The 20,825-nt window shown below is 33.2% G+C and carries 15 protein-coding genes, 1 other RNA gene and 1 pseudogene; 3 read left to right on the forward strand and 14 right to left on the reverse strand.

The window, feature by feature from the left end; genetic code table 11:
* Positions 1-353 precede the first annotated feature (353 nt).
* The 8 genes from NST76_RS17715 to NST76_RS17750 form a co-directional block, all read right to left on the reverse strand.
* Positions 354-1,277, reverse strand: coding sequence for a hypothetical protein (locus NST76_RS17715; protein WP_342544249.1), 924 nt, complete (start codon positions 1,275-1,277; stop codon positions 354-356).
* A 2-nt stretch (positions 1,278-1,279) separates the two neighbouring features.
* Positions 1,280-2,563 (reverse strand): FRG domain-containing protein, encoded by a 1,284-nt coding sequence (locus NST76_RS17720; protein WP_342544252.1) that lies wholly within the window; start codon positions 2,561-2,563, stop codon positions 1,280-1,282.
* Between the two features lie 117 nt (positions 2,564-2,680).
* Positions 2,681-4,189 (reverse strand): protein kinase, encoded by a 1,509-nt coding sequence (locus NST76_RS17725; RefSeq protein WP_342544253.1) that lies wholly within the window; start codon positions 4,187-4,189, stop codon positions 2,681-2,683.
* Between the two features lie 106 nt (positions 4,190-4,295).
* Entirely contained in the window at positions 4,296-5,489 is a 1,194-nt protein-coding gene (locus NST76_RS17730) for a Wadjet anti-phage system protein JetD domain-containing protein (RefSeq protein WP_342544256.1), read from the reverse strand.
* 49 nt (positions 5,490-5,538) lie between these two features.
* Positions 5,539-8,874, reverse strand: a complete 3,336-nt coding sequence (locus NST76_RS17735) for an SbcC/MukB-like Walker B domain-containing protein (RefSeq protein ID WP_342544258.1) — start codon at positions 8,872-8,874, stop codon at positions 5,539-5,541.
* Complete coding sequence (locus NST76_RS17740; protein ID WP_342544260.1) at positions 8,858-9,469, reverse strand: DUF4194 domain-containing protein; 612 nt, start codon at positions 9,467-9,469, stop codon at positions 8,858-8,860. Before NST76_RS17740 ends, NST76_RS17735 begins: the two co-directional genes overlap by 17 nt.
* 5 nt (positions 9,470-9,474) lie before the next feature.
* A complete protein-coding gene (locus NST76_RS17745; RefSeq protein ID WP_342544262.1) occupies positions 9,475-10,872 on the reverse strand; it encodes a Wadjet anti-phage system protein JetA family protein in 1,398 nt (465 codons plus the stop codon).
* 1,024 nt (positions 10,873-11,896) lie between these two features.
* Positions 11,897-12,703: a hypothetical protein gene (locus tag NST76_RS17750; RefSeq protein ID WP_342544264.1), complete on the reverse strand. Its 807-nt coding sequence runs from the start codon at positions 12,701-12,703 to the stop codon at positions 11,897-11,899.
* A 321-nt stretch (positions 12,704-13,024) separates the two neighbouring features.
* Between NST76_RS17750 and NST76_RS17755 the strand changes: the two genes are divergently transcribed.
* The 3 genes and pseudogenes from NST76_RS17755 to NST76_RS17765 form a co-directional block, all read left to right on the forward strand.
* The gene (locus NST76_RS17755) at positions 13,025-13,213 is read left to right on the forward strand and encodes an Arm DNA-binding domain-containing protein (protein WP_342544265.1); all 189 of its coding nucleotides are present in this window, start codon (positions 13,025-13,027) and stop codon (positions 13,211-13,213) included.
* A gap of 44 nt (positions 13,214-13,257) precedes the next feature.
* Positions 13,258-13,473, forward strand: coding sequence for a hypothetical protein (locus NST76_RS17760; protein ID WP_342545305.1), 216 nt, complete (start codon positions 13,258-13,260; stop codon positions 13,471-13,473).
* 86 nt (positions 13,474-13,559) lie between these two features.
* Positions 13,560-14,120: pseudogene (locus tag NST76_RS17765) on the forward strand (site-specific integrase); the annotation flags it as partial.
* Positions 14,121-14,243: 123 nt separating this feature from the next.
* On the opposite strand, the gene ssrA reads toward NST76_RS17765, so the two are convergent.
* The 6 genes from ssrA to NST76_RS17795 all read right to left on the reverse strand — a co-directional run bounded on the left by ssrA (position 14,244) and on the right by NST76_RS17795 (position 20,592).
* Positions 14,244-14,599, reverse strand: a transfer-messenger RNA (tmRNA) gene (gene ssrA, locus NST76_RS17770).
* Positions 14,600-14,953: 354 nt separating this feature from the next.
* The gene (gene smpB / locus NST76_RS17775) at positions 14,954-15,421 is read right to left on the reverse strand and encodes an SsrA-binding protein SmpB (RefSeq protein ID WP_025116583.1); all 468 of its coding nucleotides are present in this window, start codon (positions 15,419-15,421) and stop codon (positions 14,954-14,956) included.
* A gap of 70 nt (positions 15,422-15,491) precedes the next feature.
* Positions 15,492-17,960, reverse strand: coding sequence for a ribonuclease R (gene rnr, locus NST76_RS17780; RefSeq protein WP_342503455.1), 2,469 nt, complete (start codon positions 17,958-17,960; stop codon positions 15,492-15,494).
* 37 nt (positions 17,961-17,997) lie between these two features.
* Entirely contained in the window at positions 17,998-18,744 is a 747-nt protein-coding gene (locus NST76_RS17785) for a carboxylesterase (protein WP_342544267.1), read from the reverse strand.
* A 190-nt stretch (positions 18,745-18,934) separates the two neighbouring features.
* On the reverse strand, positions 18,935-19,162 hold the full coding sequence (gene secG, locus NST76_RS17790; protein WP_036116760.1) for a preprotein translocase subunit SecG: 228 nt from the start codon (positions 19,160-19,162) through the stop codon (positions 18,935-18,937).
* Between the two features lie 239 nt (positions 19,163-19,401).
* Positions 19,402-20,592 carry an MFS transporter gene (locus tag NST76_RS17795; protein WP_342544268.1) on the reverse strand — a complete coding sequence of 397 codons (1,191 nt, stop codon included), beginning with the start codon at positions 20,590-20,592 and terminating at the stop codon, positions 19,402-19,404.
* Between the last annotated feature and the right edge of the window lie 233 nt (positions 20,593-20,825).

Here is a 20,825-nt window from a genome sequence, read left to right on the forward strand (position 1 = left end):
AAACGGAAATTTTATGCTTTACGTCACAGACACTCATTGAAATCATTTGATTTCTACAAAATGGAGAAGGCGGGAGTCTACTGTCATTTTATTAAAAAGGTTATTATATCAACGTTTAGACAGGTTATTTTGATGTATTTTCTTAGATTAACTTTCAAAATAACTTTTTCGAGATTAAGAATACCACTACTTACAGAGAAAAGGTACACTAAAATTTATATTAAGTATTAAACATTATAATAAATGTAGTCACTCGTTAAATTTAACAAGTGACTACATTTATTACATTGGAATTTGATATTGTCCTAGATGAGTAGCTCAAATAAAATTTAAATACAACCAAATAATTAAAGCTAATAATATTTACACCAAGATGGCTGATATTTATGAGTGACTTTCTCTACTTCTGAAATCCACAATGCAATATCAGCAACTTTTTCTTCAAGTTCTTCTATACTCATTTCATTTGAATCTGCTTCTTCCCATAAATTTTCAAAAGCGTACTTTACCCCTTCTTTAGGAAATTGTACCGAATCATGTCTTAAAATATAATACAATCCACTATCTGAATCTCCATCAGGACTTAAACTTTCCCCATTATAGGTACATTCAACATCTTGATATACACCTGAATAAAAAGTCCATCCTACTTTTGTTCTTTTAACAGTATATCTATCATAGTGTCCCCATCTAGTTGTATATATCTTCATTGATATTTCTTTTTCTAAATTAATATCCCCTTGAGTACTTTTCCAATTTATTTTTTTATCACTATTAGTTATCTCTCTATATAAATCCTCTATCATATGAAAATGATAATAATATTCATATAAATTCGTTTCTGGAATCATTCCAGAGTTAGAAATGAATTCTTCTTTATATACAGGAAAATACAGCCAATGTAGTTCTTGAGCTATTCTTGCACCTTTATCTAATAAGTCATTTAAATTTACTTCTCTATCCACATTTGAATAATAGTTTACTAAAGCCTGATATATATCTTTAAATTCATTAACATCACTTTCTTGAACTGTTTCTAAAACAGTATCTCGCTTTTGAATATAATCATTTAAAGTTTCTTTAATTTCTTCTGTAAAATAATTATTATTTATAAACTCTTCTTTAAATGTAATTACATCGCTCTCTTTAAAATAAAATTTTTGCTTCAAGTCACTAACATTGATTTCACTATCAAAATCAAAAGTAGGATTCTCTAGACTATACTTTAAAATATGAAAAATAAGATTTCTTTTTCTTTCTTCAACAAATTTTATCAATGTTATTCTTCCTTTCTAGTAGTAATGTATTTCTCTTTTAAATATCTTGATAAGCCCTCAACATCTGGATAAATTGTAGAACTATTTATTCCCATATCATCTAATTGCTTTACTATGGTCTCTTTAGCTTCCTTAGGAATTAAAATTTTAAAATGATTATCTTTACGCAATATATTATTCATATTATGTTCTCTAGGTATCATTTTATTTAAATAAATCAATATTTTAGATATTTCCCTGATAATACTAATTTTATTTTTTTCGTTGTTAATAGGGAAATCGTCTATAATTTTTTCCGCTTTTTTTTCAAATTGACGATTGTTTTCTACCTCTATAGGGAATCTAAGCTCCTTTATTTTCTTTAAAATGTTATTAATATGTACTTCACTTAAATCTAAATTATTTCCAATAAATCGAATATCATTATACTTTTTATTTTTAATCATTTTAATCTCTTCTTCTGTTTGCTCAAAGTATATAGAAAAGTAGCCTTTTTGATTTCTTATCCTGTCGTTATAATATTTTGTTTTAAAAAAATAATGATATATTCCTTCTTCAGTAATCCTATCAAAAAATTTAAATACATTCTCATAGTTATTTCCGTTTAGATACTTATATTTTATGAAATCAGCAATATAGTCCTCTTCTTCAGAACCAATCTCTATTAAATTATCAACTGATACTAAGAATACAGCACCATCTTCATTTTCATTTTCTTTACTTACACAAGCAAAATATAATGCATGTAGTGAATTGCTCGTCCAATCTAATAGCCTTGTCGGTATTCCATAATGTTGCATATTTACAGCAACTTCAATAAAATCGTCTTTGGTAAAATCTTTATGATTATGTTGTTTTATCTCTGTATAAATCTCTTTTTCAGGTGGTGGAGTCGACCTAAATACACTAGGTAATAAATCCCACTCAAACACTGCCTGCCCTCTATAGAGGTTATTAGATTCAACAGCTAGCGCAACCGAAATATAGTCAAATAAATCTTGAATTTCTAACTTTAATTTTTCTTCAAAAGGTATGAAATCATATAAAACATTTGGACTTTCAGGCAAAACCTTACCTATTAAAGTTTCTTTACCTGAAATAAATTTAACATTCACGCTATCTTGAGTTTTACTTGCGAGCCCGTAAACACTTTCAAATTTATCATTTATTAAATGAATTACTTCTTTACTTTTCAATTTCTTTAAATCTTCATCTGACAACTGAATAGATATGGAATGGAATTTTTCAATATCTATATCGTTTATTAATATTTCATATTTTATCAATATAAATTCTCCTTCTACATTATCTCCTAATATAATTAATGTCTTTAAATCATTATTAATAAACTTTTTCTTCTTTCAGCCGCTTTAATAATTCATCTGCTATTGAAATCCATAGTGCTAGTTTATTGAAAGTATTTCTTCAATTGTTGGTTCTAAACCTTTATCCAATAAAACAGTAACAAATCTTTGTGCTTCGAAACGATTTACACCATAAGCAATATCATTTAATATCCTAGCAGCTATTTCTTTCGTTATATACGATGTATTGTCTAAATTCAAAATATCAAAAGCCAACCTAGAAAAATTATCATATATCGGGAAATCATTGCAATAATCACGATACGTATCTCCAATAAGAGATAATATTTGGTTACCTCTTTTCTCATTTTCTCTTAAAAACCTTATTAATATATCACTAAAATTAGTTAGAGAGATTATATTCATACATAGCTCTTTTTCAGTTAGGTTATAAATATAATTTTCAACATCGTCATCATATTGATTTAAAATAATTTTATTTTTTACTACTTCATTTCTTTCTCTATTTTCACCATAGACTAATCCTTTTTCAACAGCTTCAGAAAGTCTTTTTGCATCTTCATATCTATACTCCGGCGTTTCATTAGTTGCCTTTTCAGCTACGCTTCTTAGTACATGATTATAATCTCTAGGGTCTTTTTTAAAAATAAAATTAATTAGTCTCCCCATCGAAAATACATCACTTCGTTTATCACCATCTCTTAATTGCATAAATTGTTCAGGTGCACAGTAATAAAATTGCCCAAAAGCATTTGTGTGTACTGTTTGATGAGAATGGAATATATCTAAATCTTTCCCTAAACCAAAATCTGAAATGTGTAACATTCCATTTATTATTAGAATATTATTTGGCGAGATATCTCGATGAATGATATTTCTCTCATGTACTCGTGTCATGATATATAGTATTTGTCTCAACATAGTTTTTAGATTCTCATCTGAAAGGCTATTCTTTGTTACGTAATCATATAATGATGTTTCTGCACATTTCATCGTATATGAACAAGAATCATCATCAAAATTATATACTTGAATAATACCCGGTATATCACTAAGTGATTTAGTTAATTCGTACTCTCGTTTGAAACGACTACGAATATCCCTTTTAGTCATAAACTCCTCTCTCAATTTTTTTATAATTAATCCATTTGATTTTCTTTTATGGACTACTGCAAACCCCCCTTCACCAATAAACTCCAAGTCAGTATCTTCTGTAATTAACTGAATTTCTTCACCTTTTTTAACTAAAATTAAGTTATCCGGTTTTAAAATCTTATTAAATGCAAGAATCATTTTTTCACTTAATATTAGCGCATCTACTTCAGTTAATTGTTGCTCATTCATTAAATAACTTTTACTTAAAATTAAACTAAAAAATTTATTACCTTTATTAGAATTTAACAAATTTCTTATCTTCTCTACCGTATAAAGCCATCTTGATGGAAATCCTTGTCCATACCTATCATTAAAGCCAAAATTATCATTAAAGAATTTAACCAACTTAGGTCCAGTTTTATAAGTAAACAATTCTTCTTGGTCCCTTATAAAAACCTCTGCAATATTTCTTAATGCATCTTCTGAAAGCAATTTATTTCCTCCTTACACTCATAGAGATTTCTTCTTAAAAATATATCGTTAGCTATATCTATTTTATTATAATTAGATTATTCTTGACTTTTACTTCAACACCAAACTATTCATTGTAAATTTCAATAATCTCTTGTTCAATTATTATTTCATTCTCTAAAATAAGATTTATAACATCTTCAAATTTGCTAAATTCATTTTGCTTAAGTAATCCATGTAACTTATTCAAATATGTTTTTTCTTTAATAGGTTTTCCAAACTGTAGATACTTCAAATATGTTTGTTCATCCATAAATAGAGGAGTAAATGGAATTCCTGTCTTTTTAATTAAATTTACTAATATTGAAAATCCTCCTAAATCAATATCTCCCCAATGATAAAATTGTATGTTCAAATGATTTGCATTACTAAAAGCAAACAAATTTTTTAATAAATACGTTCGAGTGGTATTATGAAATCCCCCTAGATAGATTACAAGTTCCTCCTCGATATCCTTAGCATTTCTTAAATAATCGTGATAGCTTGTTTTATTTTCAATTGTGATTAAACGCTTTACATTTAATAACTCGATTGCAGCATCCTTAAAAAAGGAAGGGTATGCTGCAATGCCACTATCATCCGTTGAAAAGTCAATTTTTTTATCACTTTTCACCATTACACACTGGCCGTACATATCAATAGGAACTGGATTTTCCAAAATATCGAAGTATCGAATAATACTCTCATCTTCTATATTTTTATATTCTGGGTAGATATCATTAATTAGCACTGATAACACTTTCTTCTCTATCTCTTCCCAGCGCTTTGAATTATTATAAACCTGTATACTCCAATGCCTTTTGCTTAACTCTTTAATTTTAGGTTTTATTAATTCATTAAGCCCCTTCAAACAATTATTCGTTAATAATTCATTATCAAGATTAATAATTTTATGTGGCGTTTCAAAGTTAGCGAGCTTTTCTAAATTATCTTGAATGAATGGCTTTAAATCATCTTCGCAATATTGTAAAAAGTCCTTTAAAATCAACTCGAACTTTTTACATTTCCCCGCTTTAGAAGTTCTATTTAATAATTGATAGATTGATTCTATATAATTTTCATTTAAATAGACTTTATCTAAATATTGATTTAAGCTATGTTTCTCCCACAGTAATTGCACAAATTGATATTCTTCTAACACTTTCATTTCAAAATTAATTTCATTCTTAAACTTGCTAGAACTTACATCCATATACTCTTTAGAAAACTTTTTAATATCGATGCCAATTTTTCTAACGGCAGCTTCTTTACCATAATTCAATCGGTTCTCGTATTTATCAATTAAAGTATTCAAAATCTTTTTTTGATATTCAGACAGTTTCCGGTTCTGTATCATAATCTTCAACCTCAAATTCTAGCATTTCATCTATAGTAATTGGATAAACCATACTTTGATGTTTTTCTTTCATTACAATAATTGAATTATCAAAGTGTGGTGCTAAAAGAGCTACTTTTCCTGTTGGAGCTACTATTAATGTTTGGAAGCCACAACTTTTAATAAACTCTATAGCTTCATCTACTCGATTGCTATCCATTCGATTGAATGCTTCATCAAATATAACTAAACGTAAAGTATCGTCTTTTCTCGACATATGATATGTGTGATAGAAGGATGCTAATATCGAAACATAGAATGGTACTTGTGTCTCGCCCCCCGACTTTTCCAATGCAACTTCTGAATAAGCTGTAGAATTTCCATCTTCATCAATAATGAGTAATTCAAAATCTAAATACGTACGATAATCCAATAAATCAGCATTCTGCTCTGAATTTTCACTACTAATCTCTTCAAACAATTGATTTACTACTTCATTATATTCATCATCAAATGTTGAAGAAAAAATAGAGTATCCATTATCAAGATTAGAGTCCGTTAGCATTTTATAGTACTCTTGATACAATTTATGTCCTGTCACTCTAAACTTATATTGGTCCGTACCAAATTTCAAATCCCTTAAAATATAATTTAATTCTTTAAAATCACTTTTAGCTTTCTCTATCTGGTCTTTTAGTTTTGAAATAAAATCTTCTCTAAAAGATTCCTTTGCCTGCTTATCTGCTTCCTGTGCTTTTTCCTTGTATTCAACAATTGCTGAGTCTTCGAGATTTCTTAAAAATGCTTCATAATCATTATTATGTGTATTTAACGGTTCAGAATTAAAAAGATTCCTATCATTGAATGTTGTTCTTAAATTCGTTAATTTTATAAATGTTTCATCAGAGTTCTTTCTATATTTTTCAACTTGCTCTTTATAGAATTGACTAGTTTGATTATTATCTTTTTCAACTTTCCATCGTTCGATAGCATTATTTATGACTTGCCGAGAGTTATTTCCCATTAAAATATCAACTTCTTTTTGATGTTCTTCTAATGCTCCTCGAATGATTCCAATACCATTATTTAATTTTTCTATCGCTACATTAACCTTAATACTTCTTTCGTAAAAATCTTTTTTATTTATTTCATTAGTTGTCATTAAATTTCGTTTTTGCTCAATTTGTTCCTCAAGTAGTTTAATTGGCGTTGTATCTAAAGAAAATAATTCACGATTTAATTCTGCTAAAAAGTCTTCTAATTCCACTAATTTATTTTCTTCTGTCCATTGACTGCCTATGATTTCTATATAGCCACTCTTACCACCAGAATAATTTAATACCCTACTTAAAGATTTAAGGGAAATTTCAAGTTGGTTTACATGGTAATTAAGTTCTGATAATTCAGTTTTTTTGTTTTGTAATTGCACTTTAACAGCTTCTTTACCGATATACGGTGTAGCATAATTTTTCTTTGGAATTTGACGCGCTACATACCCTTGATACAGCATACAACTTTGCGTGATTGACCTTGAATTATTCCTAATTTGATTTATATCGTTACATTTTATGAGATTCCCCATTAAATAATCGACATATGATTTCACATAGTCCAAATTGTTATTTACTATAATTTCTTCCGATAATGCTCCTACTTGCGCGACACTATTTGCTTTAATTATTTTTTCAGTATCTACCACACCAACATTTTCAATTTTATGCACTGTCTTGTTGTTTTCATATATTTGTATCGCTGCTTTCACGTATTGAGGTGGCACAATAATATTAAATTTTTGGGCATTCAACACCCCTTCAATAGCATTTCGCCATGTTTCATTTTTAATATCAATAACTTCACAGAGCAAATTAATTTCAACAGAACCATTCTCACTTTTCAATTCTCGTTGTAATAGTTTTTTCAATTTCATCTGAGGTGTATTATTTGAAAGTATTTGATTTTTTTCTAGTTCTTGAATCACCTTTTCAACTATACTTTTTTGTTCTTTAAAGCCCTCTAGTTCTGTATTAAATTTATATTCAGTGCTTAATAAATAATTATACGCTGCACTCCAAATTGATGAATAATTCTCTAGATAAGAAGGAGTAAATTCATTATTATTAAATAAAAAACTTTCAAAAATACTTAATTGATAATTAAGTTGGCGTAATAACTGATTATCAACATCATACTCTTTTAAGACTTCTATCATTTCTTGAAGTTGTTCATATTCTACTTTCAACTTTTGCATAATATTTTTATTTACTGCCTTCGCACTATCTATTTGACTACTAACTGTTACAATCTGATTATTAAGTTTCACTTGTTCAACTTTAATAGAATGCTCCGATAATTCTTCACTCAAATTGATGATATTTTGATTTAATTCTGAATTTTGCTCTTCAATAGAATCAATAGTTTTATTTATATCTGTTAATTGAATTTGCTTTTCGCTAACTTCAGTTGTTTTAATTTTTAAATCCTTATTTAGCTGCTCTATTATTGAATTAAATAAAATTAGCTCATATATAACAGCTTCTTCCTTTGCAAACTTATAATCACTATAAACTTGACCAATTTCCTTAAGTGCCTCAATTTGTCTTTCTGCCTTTTCTATTGCTACTACAAATTCATTAGTCTGTTTAACATAGTCTTGCATCAACGAAATATCCACTTGATGTTCATCGAGAATATAGTCATATGCAAATTTGCGTATATTAGTAATAGGAGAAAATGCTATACCTTTAGATAGAATTGAGAAGAAGTTATCTTTTATTCCTCCTAATAAATGAAGCACGTCACTTTTATAGTGTTCAATCGTATTATACTTTTCGTATTCAATTTCATTTACTTTTAAATTATAGAAAAATTGGTCTGATGTTCTTACTAAGTTTTTCTCATCATAAAAAAGATTGTCATTTAATGCTGTCTTATCTATTTTAAAAAACTTAAGTTCTTCGTCGTCTTGGTCAGAACTATAATCAAATACTGCTCCAATTATATATGTAGCAGGTAACATTAGTTTCCCTGAATTCAAATTTATCTCTAAAGCTAAATAAGAAGTAAAATCTCTATTTCTAATGAACCCTCCATAATTGTTGATTTTCCCACGTAAATATGAAATTAGCGTTCTTTCTGATTTTTTTTCGTGAGCAGAAGAATTAAATTTTATATTTGTCAGATTAGCAATAAAAATCATTTGTAATGCATCAATAATTGTTGATTTTCCAGCACCATTGTCTCCAGTTACCAACGTACTCATACCTTTGAAATCAACTACTTGATTATCAAAATAATGCCAGTTTATTAACTGTAACTTATTTATTGACCTCATTATCTTCCCACTCCTCGATATTATTCAATTCATTTATCCATGTATCCATTTCTTTTAATATCGTTGGCTTAATTATTTCAGCGATAGAATCATAGACTATAAATTCTGATGCCTCATCATCCCAATTACCTTGCACTAGTTCTAAAATAGAATGCCTTTGAAACTTTTTTAAAGCTAATGTCATTTTTTCTCTAGGTGGTAATTTATTATGAATGTTTAGATGAAAAAATTGTTCACGTATTTCCAAATTACTTATACGAACATCTCTTACTAATCTTAATGATGTTAGTTGGTCTATATATAATTTATAAATAATAAACAATAATGTACTTTCGAATAAAGTTAAATTCACCTTATTCTTTCCTGTAGTATTCCTTAGAGTAATTACTTTGTTCTCGCTTGTTTTAACTTCCCATCCAGCAAATAAAAAATATTCTTGTATTTCTTCAGCATGCATCTCATAAAATCGATAATGTCTTTTATCACTTTCTTTAGCTGCAACAATAACGGATTGAGCTAACAAAGTGTTTACAAAATCAATAAAATTGACCTTCTCTTCTTCACTATAGTTGTTCAGTTTAGTTAACGAGTCCATTATATTCACTCCTCCATATGTATCTCCACATTAGGTACCACTCCATTTTCTAATTGCACAAAGCTCTTTTCGTCAAAATCTACTGCTAACTTATAAACAGCTTTTTTATTTGTGCTATAAAGGACTGTATAAATAATTTGCATATAATCTTCATGATTTTCGAATGGAAATTGGTCTAAATGTTTTCGTTTAGCATTCCCTAATACTTCTTCTACATATTTATTAACTTTTTGAATTGTCATTTCATTTTTCAAAGTTTGCTTGAATTGATTTAGGTTTTTACTTACCATCTCTGGATTGATAACTCTTGGAGGCTCGGGATTTTGTTTTACTGGAGGTCTTTTTTTAGATTTAAATTTGAAACTTGTCTCATCTATATAACTTTGAGTGTAAATTTGGAGAAATTCATCTAACCCTTCCTCTAAATATTTTAAAGCGAAGCTGTTATCACTTCTTATTGTTGTTGATATTTGTAGTAATAAATTATTAATAATTGAGGTAAAACTTTTTCCTTTATTAAGATGAAAGTTAACTTGTGCGAAAGCTGCTCTATGATATTTTCTATTTTTATCATCAATTTCTGTAAGGAAATCAAATATATTTATAAATGCATTTTCAATGGCTTCTAACCAATCATAAAGTTGATTCTCACCGTCAATAACATCTCTAACAAATCCTAGTTGTACCATTCGTTCAGCTTGTGTTTTTATAATTTCATTACTGTGTCTATATTCCCTAGCTTTATTAATAATTTTAATTCGGTACTTCGCAATATTATCCGATGTTTTTAACCGATAATAATGTTTTCCTAATACTTGTTCTCCATAATTATCAAACAGTTGAACTAAGATTTCTTTCGCATTCTCTTGCTCAAGTAAATTTTCTGTATATTGTTTTATATTATGGTTCAGTTCCTTTAAACCATTGATTAATTCCAGTGTATTTTCAAAAGCTTGTTGCACACCATAAAATGATTCATTTTCTTCGTTTGCTAAATTTGAATAAATCGACATTACAGTACCACTAAATTCTAATTGATAACCTGAAGCTATTTTTTCAAAAGTGTCTAATATTTTCACAGCATAATCTGGAATTGAAACTCTGTATTTATAATCAACATATTGCTCTTGTCTCAACCAACCATGTTCAAAAAACTTATTTAAGTACTGATGCGCTCTTTCTCGCTTATTCCTAATAAAATCAACATTGTTATCATAATCACTTTCATCATCGTATTGCTCTAAGTAATCAACAAATAAATCAATTACCACTTCTTTTTCAATAACGTTTATAGTTTTTTTATAATTTTCGTAAACTAAACCTAATAATTGAATATGTACCTCTTTCAAACTTCCTGAAAGTATTGAAAAGAAATTTGAAGGGATTTGATTAAAGAGATTCATGAAATCACCCCGTCATGCATTATATAAATAATATTCGACAGTATTTATCCGAAAGCCTGTTATTACTTGAAAATAATTACTAATTTTTTAAATTTAAATAGAATATAGCCCTTGGTTCTTCATTATTTTCTGCTAAATATCCTATCGTAGCTGCTTTACAAACAGCTGTCTCTCCATAATAATTAGTCCCCTCCTTCTGAAGAAAGCCTTTAAAAGTTTGGAACATGTTTATGATATCCTTTTTCAGAAATTGCAAGTATTCCTCTATAACTTTTTCCATCTTTTCCGTTACATCTCTGGAAGAACCATAGGATAGCCTATCTTTACCTAGAAAAAAATTAATTACAACCATTTCTTCAATAAATACATTCTCTGCTTTTTTTAAAAACGAAAAAGCTATTGACCCGCGAGCGATTCAGACCGCTCAAGGTTTTAAGGTGTGGGCTATGCAATACGGAATCGAAGATTTAAGAGTTTACACGAACAAAAACAATTTCGTAGTAGACGAAAAAACGCAAGACGATGAAGACCCTTACTAAAACATTTTTTGGATTAGTGATGATTATATCCCTCTGAAAGAATTAGTGTGTGTTTGCGATGAAATACAGTTAGAGGTTGATGATTTATAGGTCAAATCTTATAAGATGAAAAATTTTAAAAACCTGAAAACAGATTTGATTATCTGTTTTCAGGTTTTTGTTTGAGTTTTTTCCAAATCGACTATAAAAATAAGTGTTTGTTTAAATATAACTTCAACTCTGTTTCATCATTAATGAAATACAGTCCGCCAATCATTTCATCTAATAATGAAGCATTTTGTGGTGGTGATTACAAACAACAACGCAGTTCTTGTAATCATCTAGTATCATTTCCGTTTCATCTTCTGCGACAATACTTGTAGACGAAATCGGAATGATGTGATGCATTTCGACATAGTTGAAGCCGTTTGTCATTTCTATAACGGATATTGGATTTTCTGGATTACATAATTGACACTGATGGTTATAAAGTTATTTCATTTTCTTTACAAGCGTCTGAGAACGCTTCTTTTTTCAATAGTTATTGTAGTATTGACTATATCATTTGATAATTCATCTAAAAAGCGTAATAAGGAATCATCATCTAGAGAACTCAAATCTATTTCAGTGGTGGTTTGAGTAGATTCTTCTTTTGAATTATCTTCTGTTGTTGTGTCCGATTTACCTTCTACCTCTGGTTCATCTTCTGCATCTACTTCTTCCTCTTCTATCTCTTCGTCTAATATTTCTTCGAAGACGGAACTTTCATGGTCAAGTTCGTCTTTATCCTCTTGTTTTTCTTCTGCATCTTCTTCAAGTTCATTAGAATCTGAATATTCAGCTACAACTCTATTCAGATAAGTAACGGCTTCTTCTTCTGAAAATGCCAACTCATCAATTAAATATTTTAGTGCCACATTGTAGCTAAGTCTTATTAATTCCCACTTTTCGAAAAACGCTTCTACACTGATACCGATAAGGTTGCAGTATTTCAAAATCGAACCATAGAATTTAGTACTGCTATCGATATAAAAATAAGATTCGTCCTCATCTAGCATCAAGTTGCTCTCGATATATTGAAAGAAGTGTTCTTCTTTGTCTAGATTTTCTTCTGAATCCCCTAATTCGAAAGGAATGTAGCCATCAGGCAGGTCTTTGTGTTCCATTCGCTTCAATCCAAATTCATTCCATAAATATTCAGTCAAATTATAACCAAGCAAACGGCCTTGATTCGTTAAGTGGTTGTATACCTTAGAATACGAAGAAACATAAACTGTATCATCAGTCACTTTGTAATTTTCTAAATGTTTCATTCTTTTCTCTTTCAGGCATTTTTTATGGTCCTTATCGAATTGGCGAATGCGTTTGTAATTGAAATCGAAAAGTTCGATAAACCCTTTCAATTAGTATACACAGTTTTTTGCTAAATTGACGAATCGATGGTATTGAGAGTCGGTTACAGGAATTTTAATGATGTTCGTTCCCGGTATTAAAAACCTCAACAAATCTGCTCGAATCTCTTCATCGGGAATGGTACGTGTATCTTTTACGAAGTCTATATTTTTGTATCGAGCAAATGCTTCGTTTTTATTGCTGGTATCGATGGAGATACGCGTTATAAGTTTCAAATCTATGTGGGGGTTGACCCACTAACTGGGAACGAAAAACGTACTACTCGAAGCGGGTTTAAAACGAAGAAAGAGGCGGAACTAGAACTCTCTCGTATAAAGCTCGAAATTTTTAAGCGAACGTTTCGGAAAATACAGGCAGAAACCTACCAAGATATGTATGAGTTATGGATTAAACAGTACGAAAAACGGTAGAAGAAAGTACATTCGTTAAAACGAGAGGCTACTTCAAGAACCATATATTACCTGCTATGAGCTTATATAGAGTCGATAAGATTAATGTAGATGTATGCCAAAAGCATGTGGATGAATGGGCGGATAAGGTTAAGAAATATCGAGTAATAAAACCCTACACCGCAAAAGTACTAAATTTCGCGATTAAGCGCAGCTATCTACAAACGAACCCTTTTACGCTAGTCGATACGCCGAAGCCCAGCAAGCCCCGCTCGAATTAACGAAGGACGTAGAGGAGAATTTTTATACGCGCGAGCAGTTAAACGAGTTCCTCCGCTATCTTAAAGAGGAAAATAACCCCAAAGTATGTACATTTTTTAGACTCCTCGCCTATTCGGGTATGCGTAAAGGCGAAGCGCTCGCACTTCAGTGGAAGGATATAGACTTTACAAAGTCGGAAATCCGTATTAATAAGGCGCTAGCGAGAGGTAAACATAGTAAGCTCTATCTTAAAAAGACGAAAACGGGTATAACTCGAACGATTAAAATGGATGTGGAGACGATGAAAATATTAGCGCTATGGAAAAAACAGCAACAAAAGGAGTACCTTACGTTAGGCTTTAATACGTTAAATAACGAGCAACTCGTAGTTAGTAACGAAATAAATACGTTCGTACAACCTACAAAAACTCGTAAGTGGCTCGTTCGTATACTCGAAAAGTATAACCTAAAGCCGATTACAACTCACGGACTACGCCATACCCACTGCTCCCTCCTGTTTGAAGCGGGCGCTAGTCTTAAGGAAGTCCAAGACCGCTTGGGACATTCCGATATTAAAACGACGATGGATATTTATACGCACCTTACGCCAGAGGCTAAATCGGGAGCGATTCAAAAGTTCGATAATTACTTGAACCGCTCGCTTTAAAATTAACTACGATTTTAACTACGGTTTGTTTAAAATCCTATAAAACTATACGAAAGAAAAGAACACCGAAATCTCATATATACCATGGGATTTCGGTGTCCATTCAAACCTATAATTTCCATATTATGGAGACGGCGGGAGTCGAACCCGCGTCCAAAGACTCCAATACTTCAGCTTCTACGCGTGTAGTTTGCCTATTTAGGATTCACGTAACATTATGCCGACAAACAGGCGTCCTGTACGCTAACCTGGAAATCTCTTGTCGATGACTCAGGTGGTACCATCGACCGTATCCCACTAAAGTTGGGCCCCACGTTCTCTACATGGGCGATAGAGAGGCAGAGCGCTTACGAGCTTACGCTGCGAAAGCTAAGTTTTGTTGTTTGCCAGTTATTATATAACTGTCGTTGATGACGGAGCCGAGCCCTCCGACGCGCGACTAAAGCTTGAACCATCCCTGTCGAATCCGTAACGTCCCCTTGATATATGAATCAAAGCGGTTGGGCTTCGTTCAAACAAAGAGCTAGAATTGCTTCTAGTACGGTGGGAGCTTAAAGTACGCTTCCATGAAATCTGGCAATCAGTAATACATATTATAAAACAAAACTAGCGATAGTTCAAGTATCCCGCTATTGTATAAAAAATTGGCTTAAATACCTAGGATATCCGCTAGATTGGGCTTTCTATCCATCACTTTTGTTGTTCTATCCACCACATTTCAATCTCTATCCATCGCTTTCGCCGTGCTATCCGCCTCGCCACTCACTACCACCGCACCACGCACAACACCTAAAAAAACTCACCAACAACAAGGTGAGCTTTCTCGAAATCTATTAATATTGATTTTTTGATTTGAAGGTACGTTCCATTTCGCGTTTGGCTTCTTTTTTGCGCATGTCGTTACGTTTATCGTAGTCTTTTTTCCCTTTGCCGACGCCGATTAAAAGCTTGGCATAGCCGTCTTTGATGTACATTTTCAATGGAACAATTGTGTAGCCGTCACGTTTTACGGCACCGACTAGCTCGCCGATTTGCTTTTTATGGAGCAGCAGCTTGCGGGCGCGCAGTGGGTCGTGATTGAAACGGTTGCCTTGATCGAAGGGGCTGACATGCATGTTGCTAATCCATGCTTCGCCATTGGTGATTCGGACATAGGAGTCCTTTAGTTGGGCCTTGCCTGCACGGATGGATTTGATTTCTGTGCCGGTTAGGACCATGCCTGCTTCGATTGTTTCCTCAATAAAGTAATCATGTCCAGCTTTTTTGTTTTGTGCTAATACTTTTCCAGAACCTTTTGCCATATTCTTCACCCTCTACTTAAAGGTTGAGCATTAGCGAAAGCATCCTTACTTAGGACACTTTCGCTAATGCTTATTTACGTTTTGATTTTTTCTTTTTGTTTTTCTTTGCAATGCCCTCGTAAAACTTTTGCTTTTGTTTCACGCGTTTTTTAGGACCTGGGCTTGAGTCATCTTTGCGGCGACCACGCGGGTCACGGTCGCTTTCACGACGTTCACCTTGCTTGGCGCTACGACTTCCACGGTCATCCTCTTGGCGACCGCCTCTACGGTTGCCACCACGTCCGCCTTTTTCTTCGTCGCTGCGTGTACTTCGTTGACTGCGTCCACCCTTGTTATCACTATAATTTTTACGTGCATGGATGACAGTAGGAGCTGCTTTACGTGTTCGTCCATATGAAGTTACCATTCCAACGATTTCAAAGTCAATGGATGACTCCTCAATAATGACATTGGCAACACGGACTGTCACTTCATCACCAATACGGAATTGACGATTTGTTCGTTCACCAATCATAATCATTTGACGATCATCGAAGCGGTAGTAATCATCTGTCATATTACTGATGTGAACAAGCCCTTCGATTGTGTTTGGCAGCTCCACGAAAATACCGAAGTTTGTAATAGATGAAACGATCCCTTCGAATTCCTCGCCAATTTTATCAGACATGTACTGTGCTTTTTTCAAAGCGTCCGTATCACGTTCGGCATCTACAGCACGACGTTCACGCTCAGAAGTATGGTCGGCAATTTCATCCATTGCCATACTCCACTGTGCAATCGTTTCTCTAGAAGTATCCTTATTAATTATATACGTACGAATTAAACGATGTACGATTAAGTCTGGATAACGACGAATTGGTGATGTGAAGTGTGTATAGAAATCCGTTGATAAGCCAAAGTGACCAAGGCTTTCAGGATAATATTTTGCCTGTTGCATCGAGCGTAGTAGCATTGTTGAAATAACTGGCTCCTCTGGCATACCATCAATGGCTTTTAAAACATCTTGCAGTGCCTTCGGATGCACTGTATTACCAGTACCTTTAATTAAAATACCGAAGTTCGTAACAAATTCAAAGAAGCGTTGGAGCTTTTCAGGCTTTGGATCTTCGTGAATACGGTATAGGAACGGTACATTCATCCAGTGGAAGTGCTCTGCAACTGTTTCATTGGCAGCAAGCATGAAATCCTCAATTAGCTTCTCTGCTACTGTACGTTCACGTAATTCAATATCAACTGGCCAGCCTTCTTCATTGACAAGGACTTTGGATTCTTTAAAGTCAAAGTCAATCGCCCCTCGTGTTTCACGTTTACGACGTAAAATACCAGATAGCTCAGCCATATTTTTAAACATTGGCACAAGTGGCTCGTAGCGTTCGATTAGTGCCTCATCCTGCTCCTCTAAAATCATGTAAACGTCCTTATATGTCATACGCTCTGTCGTTTTAATGACACTTTGGAAAATTTCGTGTGAAATGACATTACCATTCCCATCAATAATCATTTCACAGGATAATGTTAGACGGTCAACCTGTGGATTTAATGAACAAATACCATTTGATAGACGATGTGGAATCATAGGGATTACACGGTCTGTTAAATAAACACTTGTTGCACGGTCATAAGCTTCGATGTCAATGACCGAGCCTTGCGTAACATAATAACTAACGTCTGCAATATGTACGCCAAGCTTGTAAGTACCATCTACATTTTTCGTTACGGTTACCGCATCATCCAAGTCTTTTGCGTCTGCACCATCAATGGTCACGATCGTTTCATGTCGCAAATCACGACGACCTACTAAATCTGCCTCTGTAATTTCATCTGGGACGCGTTGAGCAGCTGCGATGACTTCGTCTGGGAATTCAGGTGGAATGTCGTGCTTATATAAGATCGATAAAATATCCACACCTGGATCATTTTTATGCCCTAAAATTTTGGTAATATAGCCTGTTGCGGATTTTAAATCCTCTGGCCATGTCGCAACCTCAACAACAACCTTATGACCGTCAACAGCTCCTAATGTGTCTCCCTTTGCGATAAAGATATCCATCGGTAGCTTTTTATCGTCTAAGACAACAAAGCCAAAGCCTCGATTAGCCTGGAATGTGCCGACAAAGCTTGTTTGACCGCGCTCGACGACCTTTGTGACAGTCCCTTCTCGTCGGTCCCCAAATGATTCTTTTAAGACACGAATTAAAACGATGTCTCCATTAATCGCACCATTAATTTCATGCGGTGGAATGAATACATCATCCATGCCCTCGACATCAGGTGTCACAAAACCGAAGCCCTTCGCATGTCCGATAAATTTACCCCTTAGCAAATTCATACGCTCTGGTAGGCCATAACGATTGGAGCGAGAACGCACAACTAAGCCTTGCCCTTCCATACGGACAAGGGTTTTGACAAGCTCCTTGAACTCCTCAGCATCCTCAAAACCGAATTCATCCTCGATTTCACCGACAGTTAATGGTTTATAATCATCTTTGCTGAAAAAATCGAGTAAACGACTTTGTAGTGTATCTTTTTGGTCTTTCATACATATTCCCTCCTTCATGAGAAAATCCTATTTATAATTATTGTGCCCAATTTAGGCTTTCTAAAAAGCGATAAATATCTTCATGTAATTGATCTTTTTCTTGATCCAATGTAATAACATGTTTTGAGTTTTCATACCACTTGATATGCTTTTCAAGTGACTCAGTTTGATTATATATAATGTTGGCAGATTCTGTCTCTATTACTTCATCATTTGTAGCTTGTACGACAAAAATAGGCGCATAAATCATGTCAATTTCTTGTCGTGTACGGGCAATAAATTCACGTAGCTCCTGTAGAGATGGCATCCCTTTTTCAGCAATGAGTGCTACTTCTGCTTCAATTTGCTCATCTTGTTTTCCTAAAAACTTTTTATAATCCCTTGCATATTTCAAGACACCCTCAAACATAACGTCTGTTGTACGCATTGTCATAGGGGCGCACATTGTGACAATTCCTTTAACAGGATTATTTAATGCCACGTTTAGTGCCATCACACCGCCTAATGAAAGACCAGCGACAGCAATTTCTTGATAGCCAGCATCCTGTAACTGTTTGTAGGCGGCAACGACATCCTGCCACCAGTCTGCTGGACCTGTTGTGATTAGTTCTTCTGGTTCCACACCGTGACCTTTATAGTGAGGTGCCAAAGTAGTATACCCTTTTTTCTCTAAAAATCTACCAAGCATTCGTACATCTGCAGAGCTACCAGTAAAGCCGTGTAATAATAATACAGCACGTGGTCCTGCTTGAAAGAAAAATGGCTGTGATAATGATTTGTTCATTGTAAGCACTCCTTCATCCTAAAACACTCATCCATACTATACCCATTATAGCCATCTCGATTATGTCTAGCGAATAACAAGCTGGATCGCAAATTACAATTCAATTTTTGCTATGGAGAGAGAATTTACCATTTAGTTTTGATAAAAGAAAACGCCCAACCAATTTGGTTAGGCGATATATCTTCAACTATTAGATTTTTGTAATAGCAACTGCTAAAATGAAAAATAGTATAGCTAACACAATTGTTGCACGGTGAAGGATTAAATCCATACCACGTGCTTTTTGCTTTCCAAATAGTTGCTCAGCTCCACCCGAGATGGCACCTGATAAGCCTGCACTTTTACTAGATTGAAGTAATACCACAACGATCAACGCTAATGATACGATAACTAATGAAACTAATACTACTGTATGCATTCACTGCACCTCCCGAACTTTGAAACATCACAACACCTTTTAGTATAACAAAAAGTGGATTATGTGACAACTTTCATGATGAAATCATTTACAAGCTCTATTGGAAATTTACTAGAATCTTGAATTTTATCAATTTCCTCGTATGATCAGGGCTAGCGTTCATTCTAGAAAAATTCTTCCTGAGGTCGCAGTTAGTATACATGCTCTTGTGGTACTGCATTCAACGTGGTGACTATCAGCTATGATGGTTGGACTTTCTTGACAGTAAGTAGCGCTATTACCATGAATATGGCACAGCAGGCAAATAGACTAATTAAAAAAATCCCGCCTACCAAATAACCCCAATATTCCACAAGTGAACCAAAAACCGGTGGAATTAAAAATACACCTATGGATGCCACCATTATACTAAACCCACTTGCAAAGCCACTCATCGATTTTTCTACACTTTCAACAGCTAGCGTCATCCATATACCATTAAAGCCCGCAAGAGAAAAACCTATAATTGCTATACACATCACTATAAAAAAGGTGGAATAGGTAAAATACATAAGGATTATCCCATTTGCACTTAGTATAGTAATGATTAATAATACAGCCCATCGATTTTTATTAAAAAATTTATCACTAATAATCCCCCACAACACTCGCCCACTTGCCCCACTAATTTCAGCAATAGCCAAGCATATGCCAGCACTATAAATGGGCCAGTCCTTTATTTCATACAAAAATAATATAATGTAGGTGTTAAATGTCATTTGAATACCCATTAAGATGAATGCAGAGCTATTCGTAAAAAAGAGCCATTTTGAATGAAGGAAAATGCGTAACTGCTGACGTAAAGGCAATTTAGTAGCTATCTCAGTTTGTGAATCTTCTTTTGTTTTTAATACAAAAGGCATTATGAAACTAAACATTAATAATACTACTGCCGCTACAGACAATGTATAACGCCAACCAATGTAAGCTACTAATGGAATCAGGACAACACTCGAACCTGCTGAACCTAGTGTAATAGACATCTGTTTTAACCCCATTAGTAATGAAACTTGATTTACTGGAAGTATGTTCATAAGGAAACGATTTGTAACAGGATGCATTCCTCCATAACCCATCCCTGCTAATACAACAAATACTAAGGCCAACGTATAATTGTCTATCCAAGCAAAGCTTAAAAAGCCTGTTCCAACAATAATCATTAAGCAAACCATTATTTTACGGGTACTCAATCGATCTGCTAAATAGCCAACTAGCAATGTTGCTATAAATTGACCAATAAAAAGAGCAGTTGGAAGAAATCCTAACTGCCCTTTATTCAATGATAAGTCTGCACTAATATAGAACATTAGAGGGCTAATGCTTCTCCCAACAAAGGCAGTTAAAAATTGAGCAATGATGATCCACATTGCAATACGTTTCATCTGTTGCATAATCCATCAAAACCACCTTTTACGCTCGATGAGCCAATTCATTTCCACCTAATACAGTGGTCAATCTTTCAAGTGTGTTGTGATTAGCCTACTTTAACCATTACTATTAAAGTTGTGATTGATTTCCGCTACAGGATGCTCGTTTTCTGGGCAAGCAGAAGTCGTGCACCCTCCTTCACAATTAACTAAAAAAATGTAGTACCATATATTAATTGACTATAAAAGCAACCATA

Source organism: Lysinibacillus sp. FSL W7-1291 (assembly GCF_038593415.1).
Lineage (GTDB): Bacteria > Bacillota > Bacilli > Bacillales_A > Planococcaceae > Lysinibacillus > Lysinibacillus fusiformis_D.

Coding starts and splice junctions, on each gene's coding strand:
- NST76_RS17750 (WP_342544264.1), bottom strand. CDS start 12,703: ATGAAACATTTAGAAAATTACAAAGTGACTGATGATACAGTTTATGTT.
- NST76_RS17740 (WP_342544260.1), bottom strand. CDS start 9,469: ATGGACTCGTTAACTAAACTGAACAACTATAGTGAAGAAGAGAAGGTC.
- NST76_RS17745 (WP_342544262.1), bottom strand. CDS start 10,872: ATGAATCTCTTTAATCAAATCCCTTCAAATTTCTTTTCAATACTTTCA.
- secG (WP_036116760.1), bottom strand. CDS start 19,162: ATGCATACAGTAGTATTAGTTTCATTAGTTATCGTATCATTAGCGTTG.
- NST76_RS17785 (WP_342544267.1), bottom strand. CDS start 18,744: ATGAACAAATCATTATCACAGCCATTTTTCTTTCAAGCAGGACCACGT.
- smpB (WP_025116583.1), bottom strand. CDS start 15,421: ATGGCAAAAGGTTCTGGAAAAGTATTAGCACAAAACAAAAAAGCTGGA.
- NST76_RS17735 (WP_342544258.1), bottom strand. CDS start 8,874: ATGAGGTCAATAAATAAGTTACAGTTAATAAACTGGCATTATTTTGAT.
- rnr (WP_342503455.1), bottom strand. CDS start 17,960: ATGAAAGACCAAAAAGATACACTACAAAGTCGTTTACTCGATTTTTTC.
- NST76_RS17795 (WP_342544268.1), bottom strand. CDS start 20,592: ATGCAACAGATGAAACGTATTGCAATGTGGATCATCATTGCTCAATTT.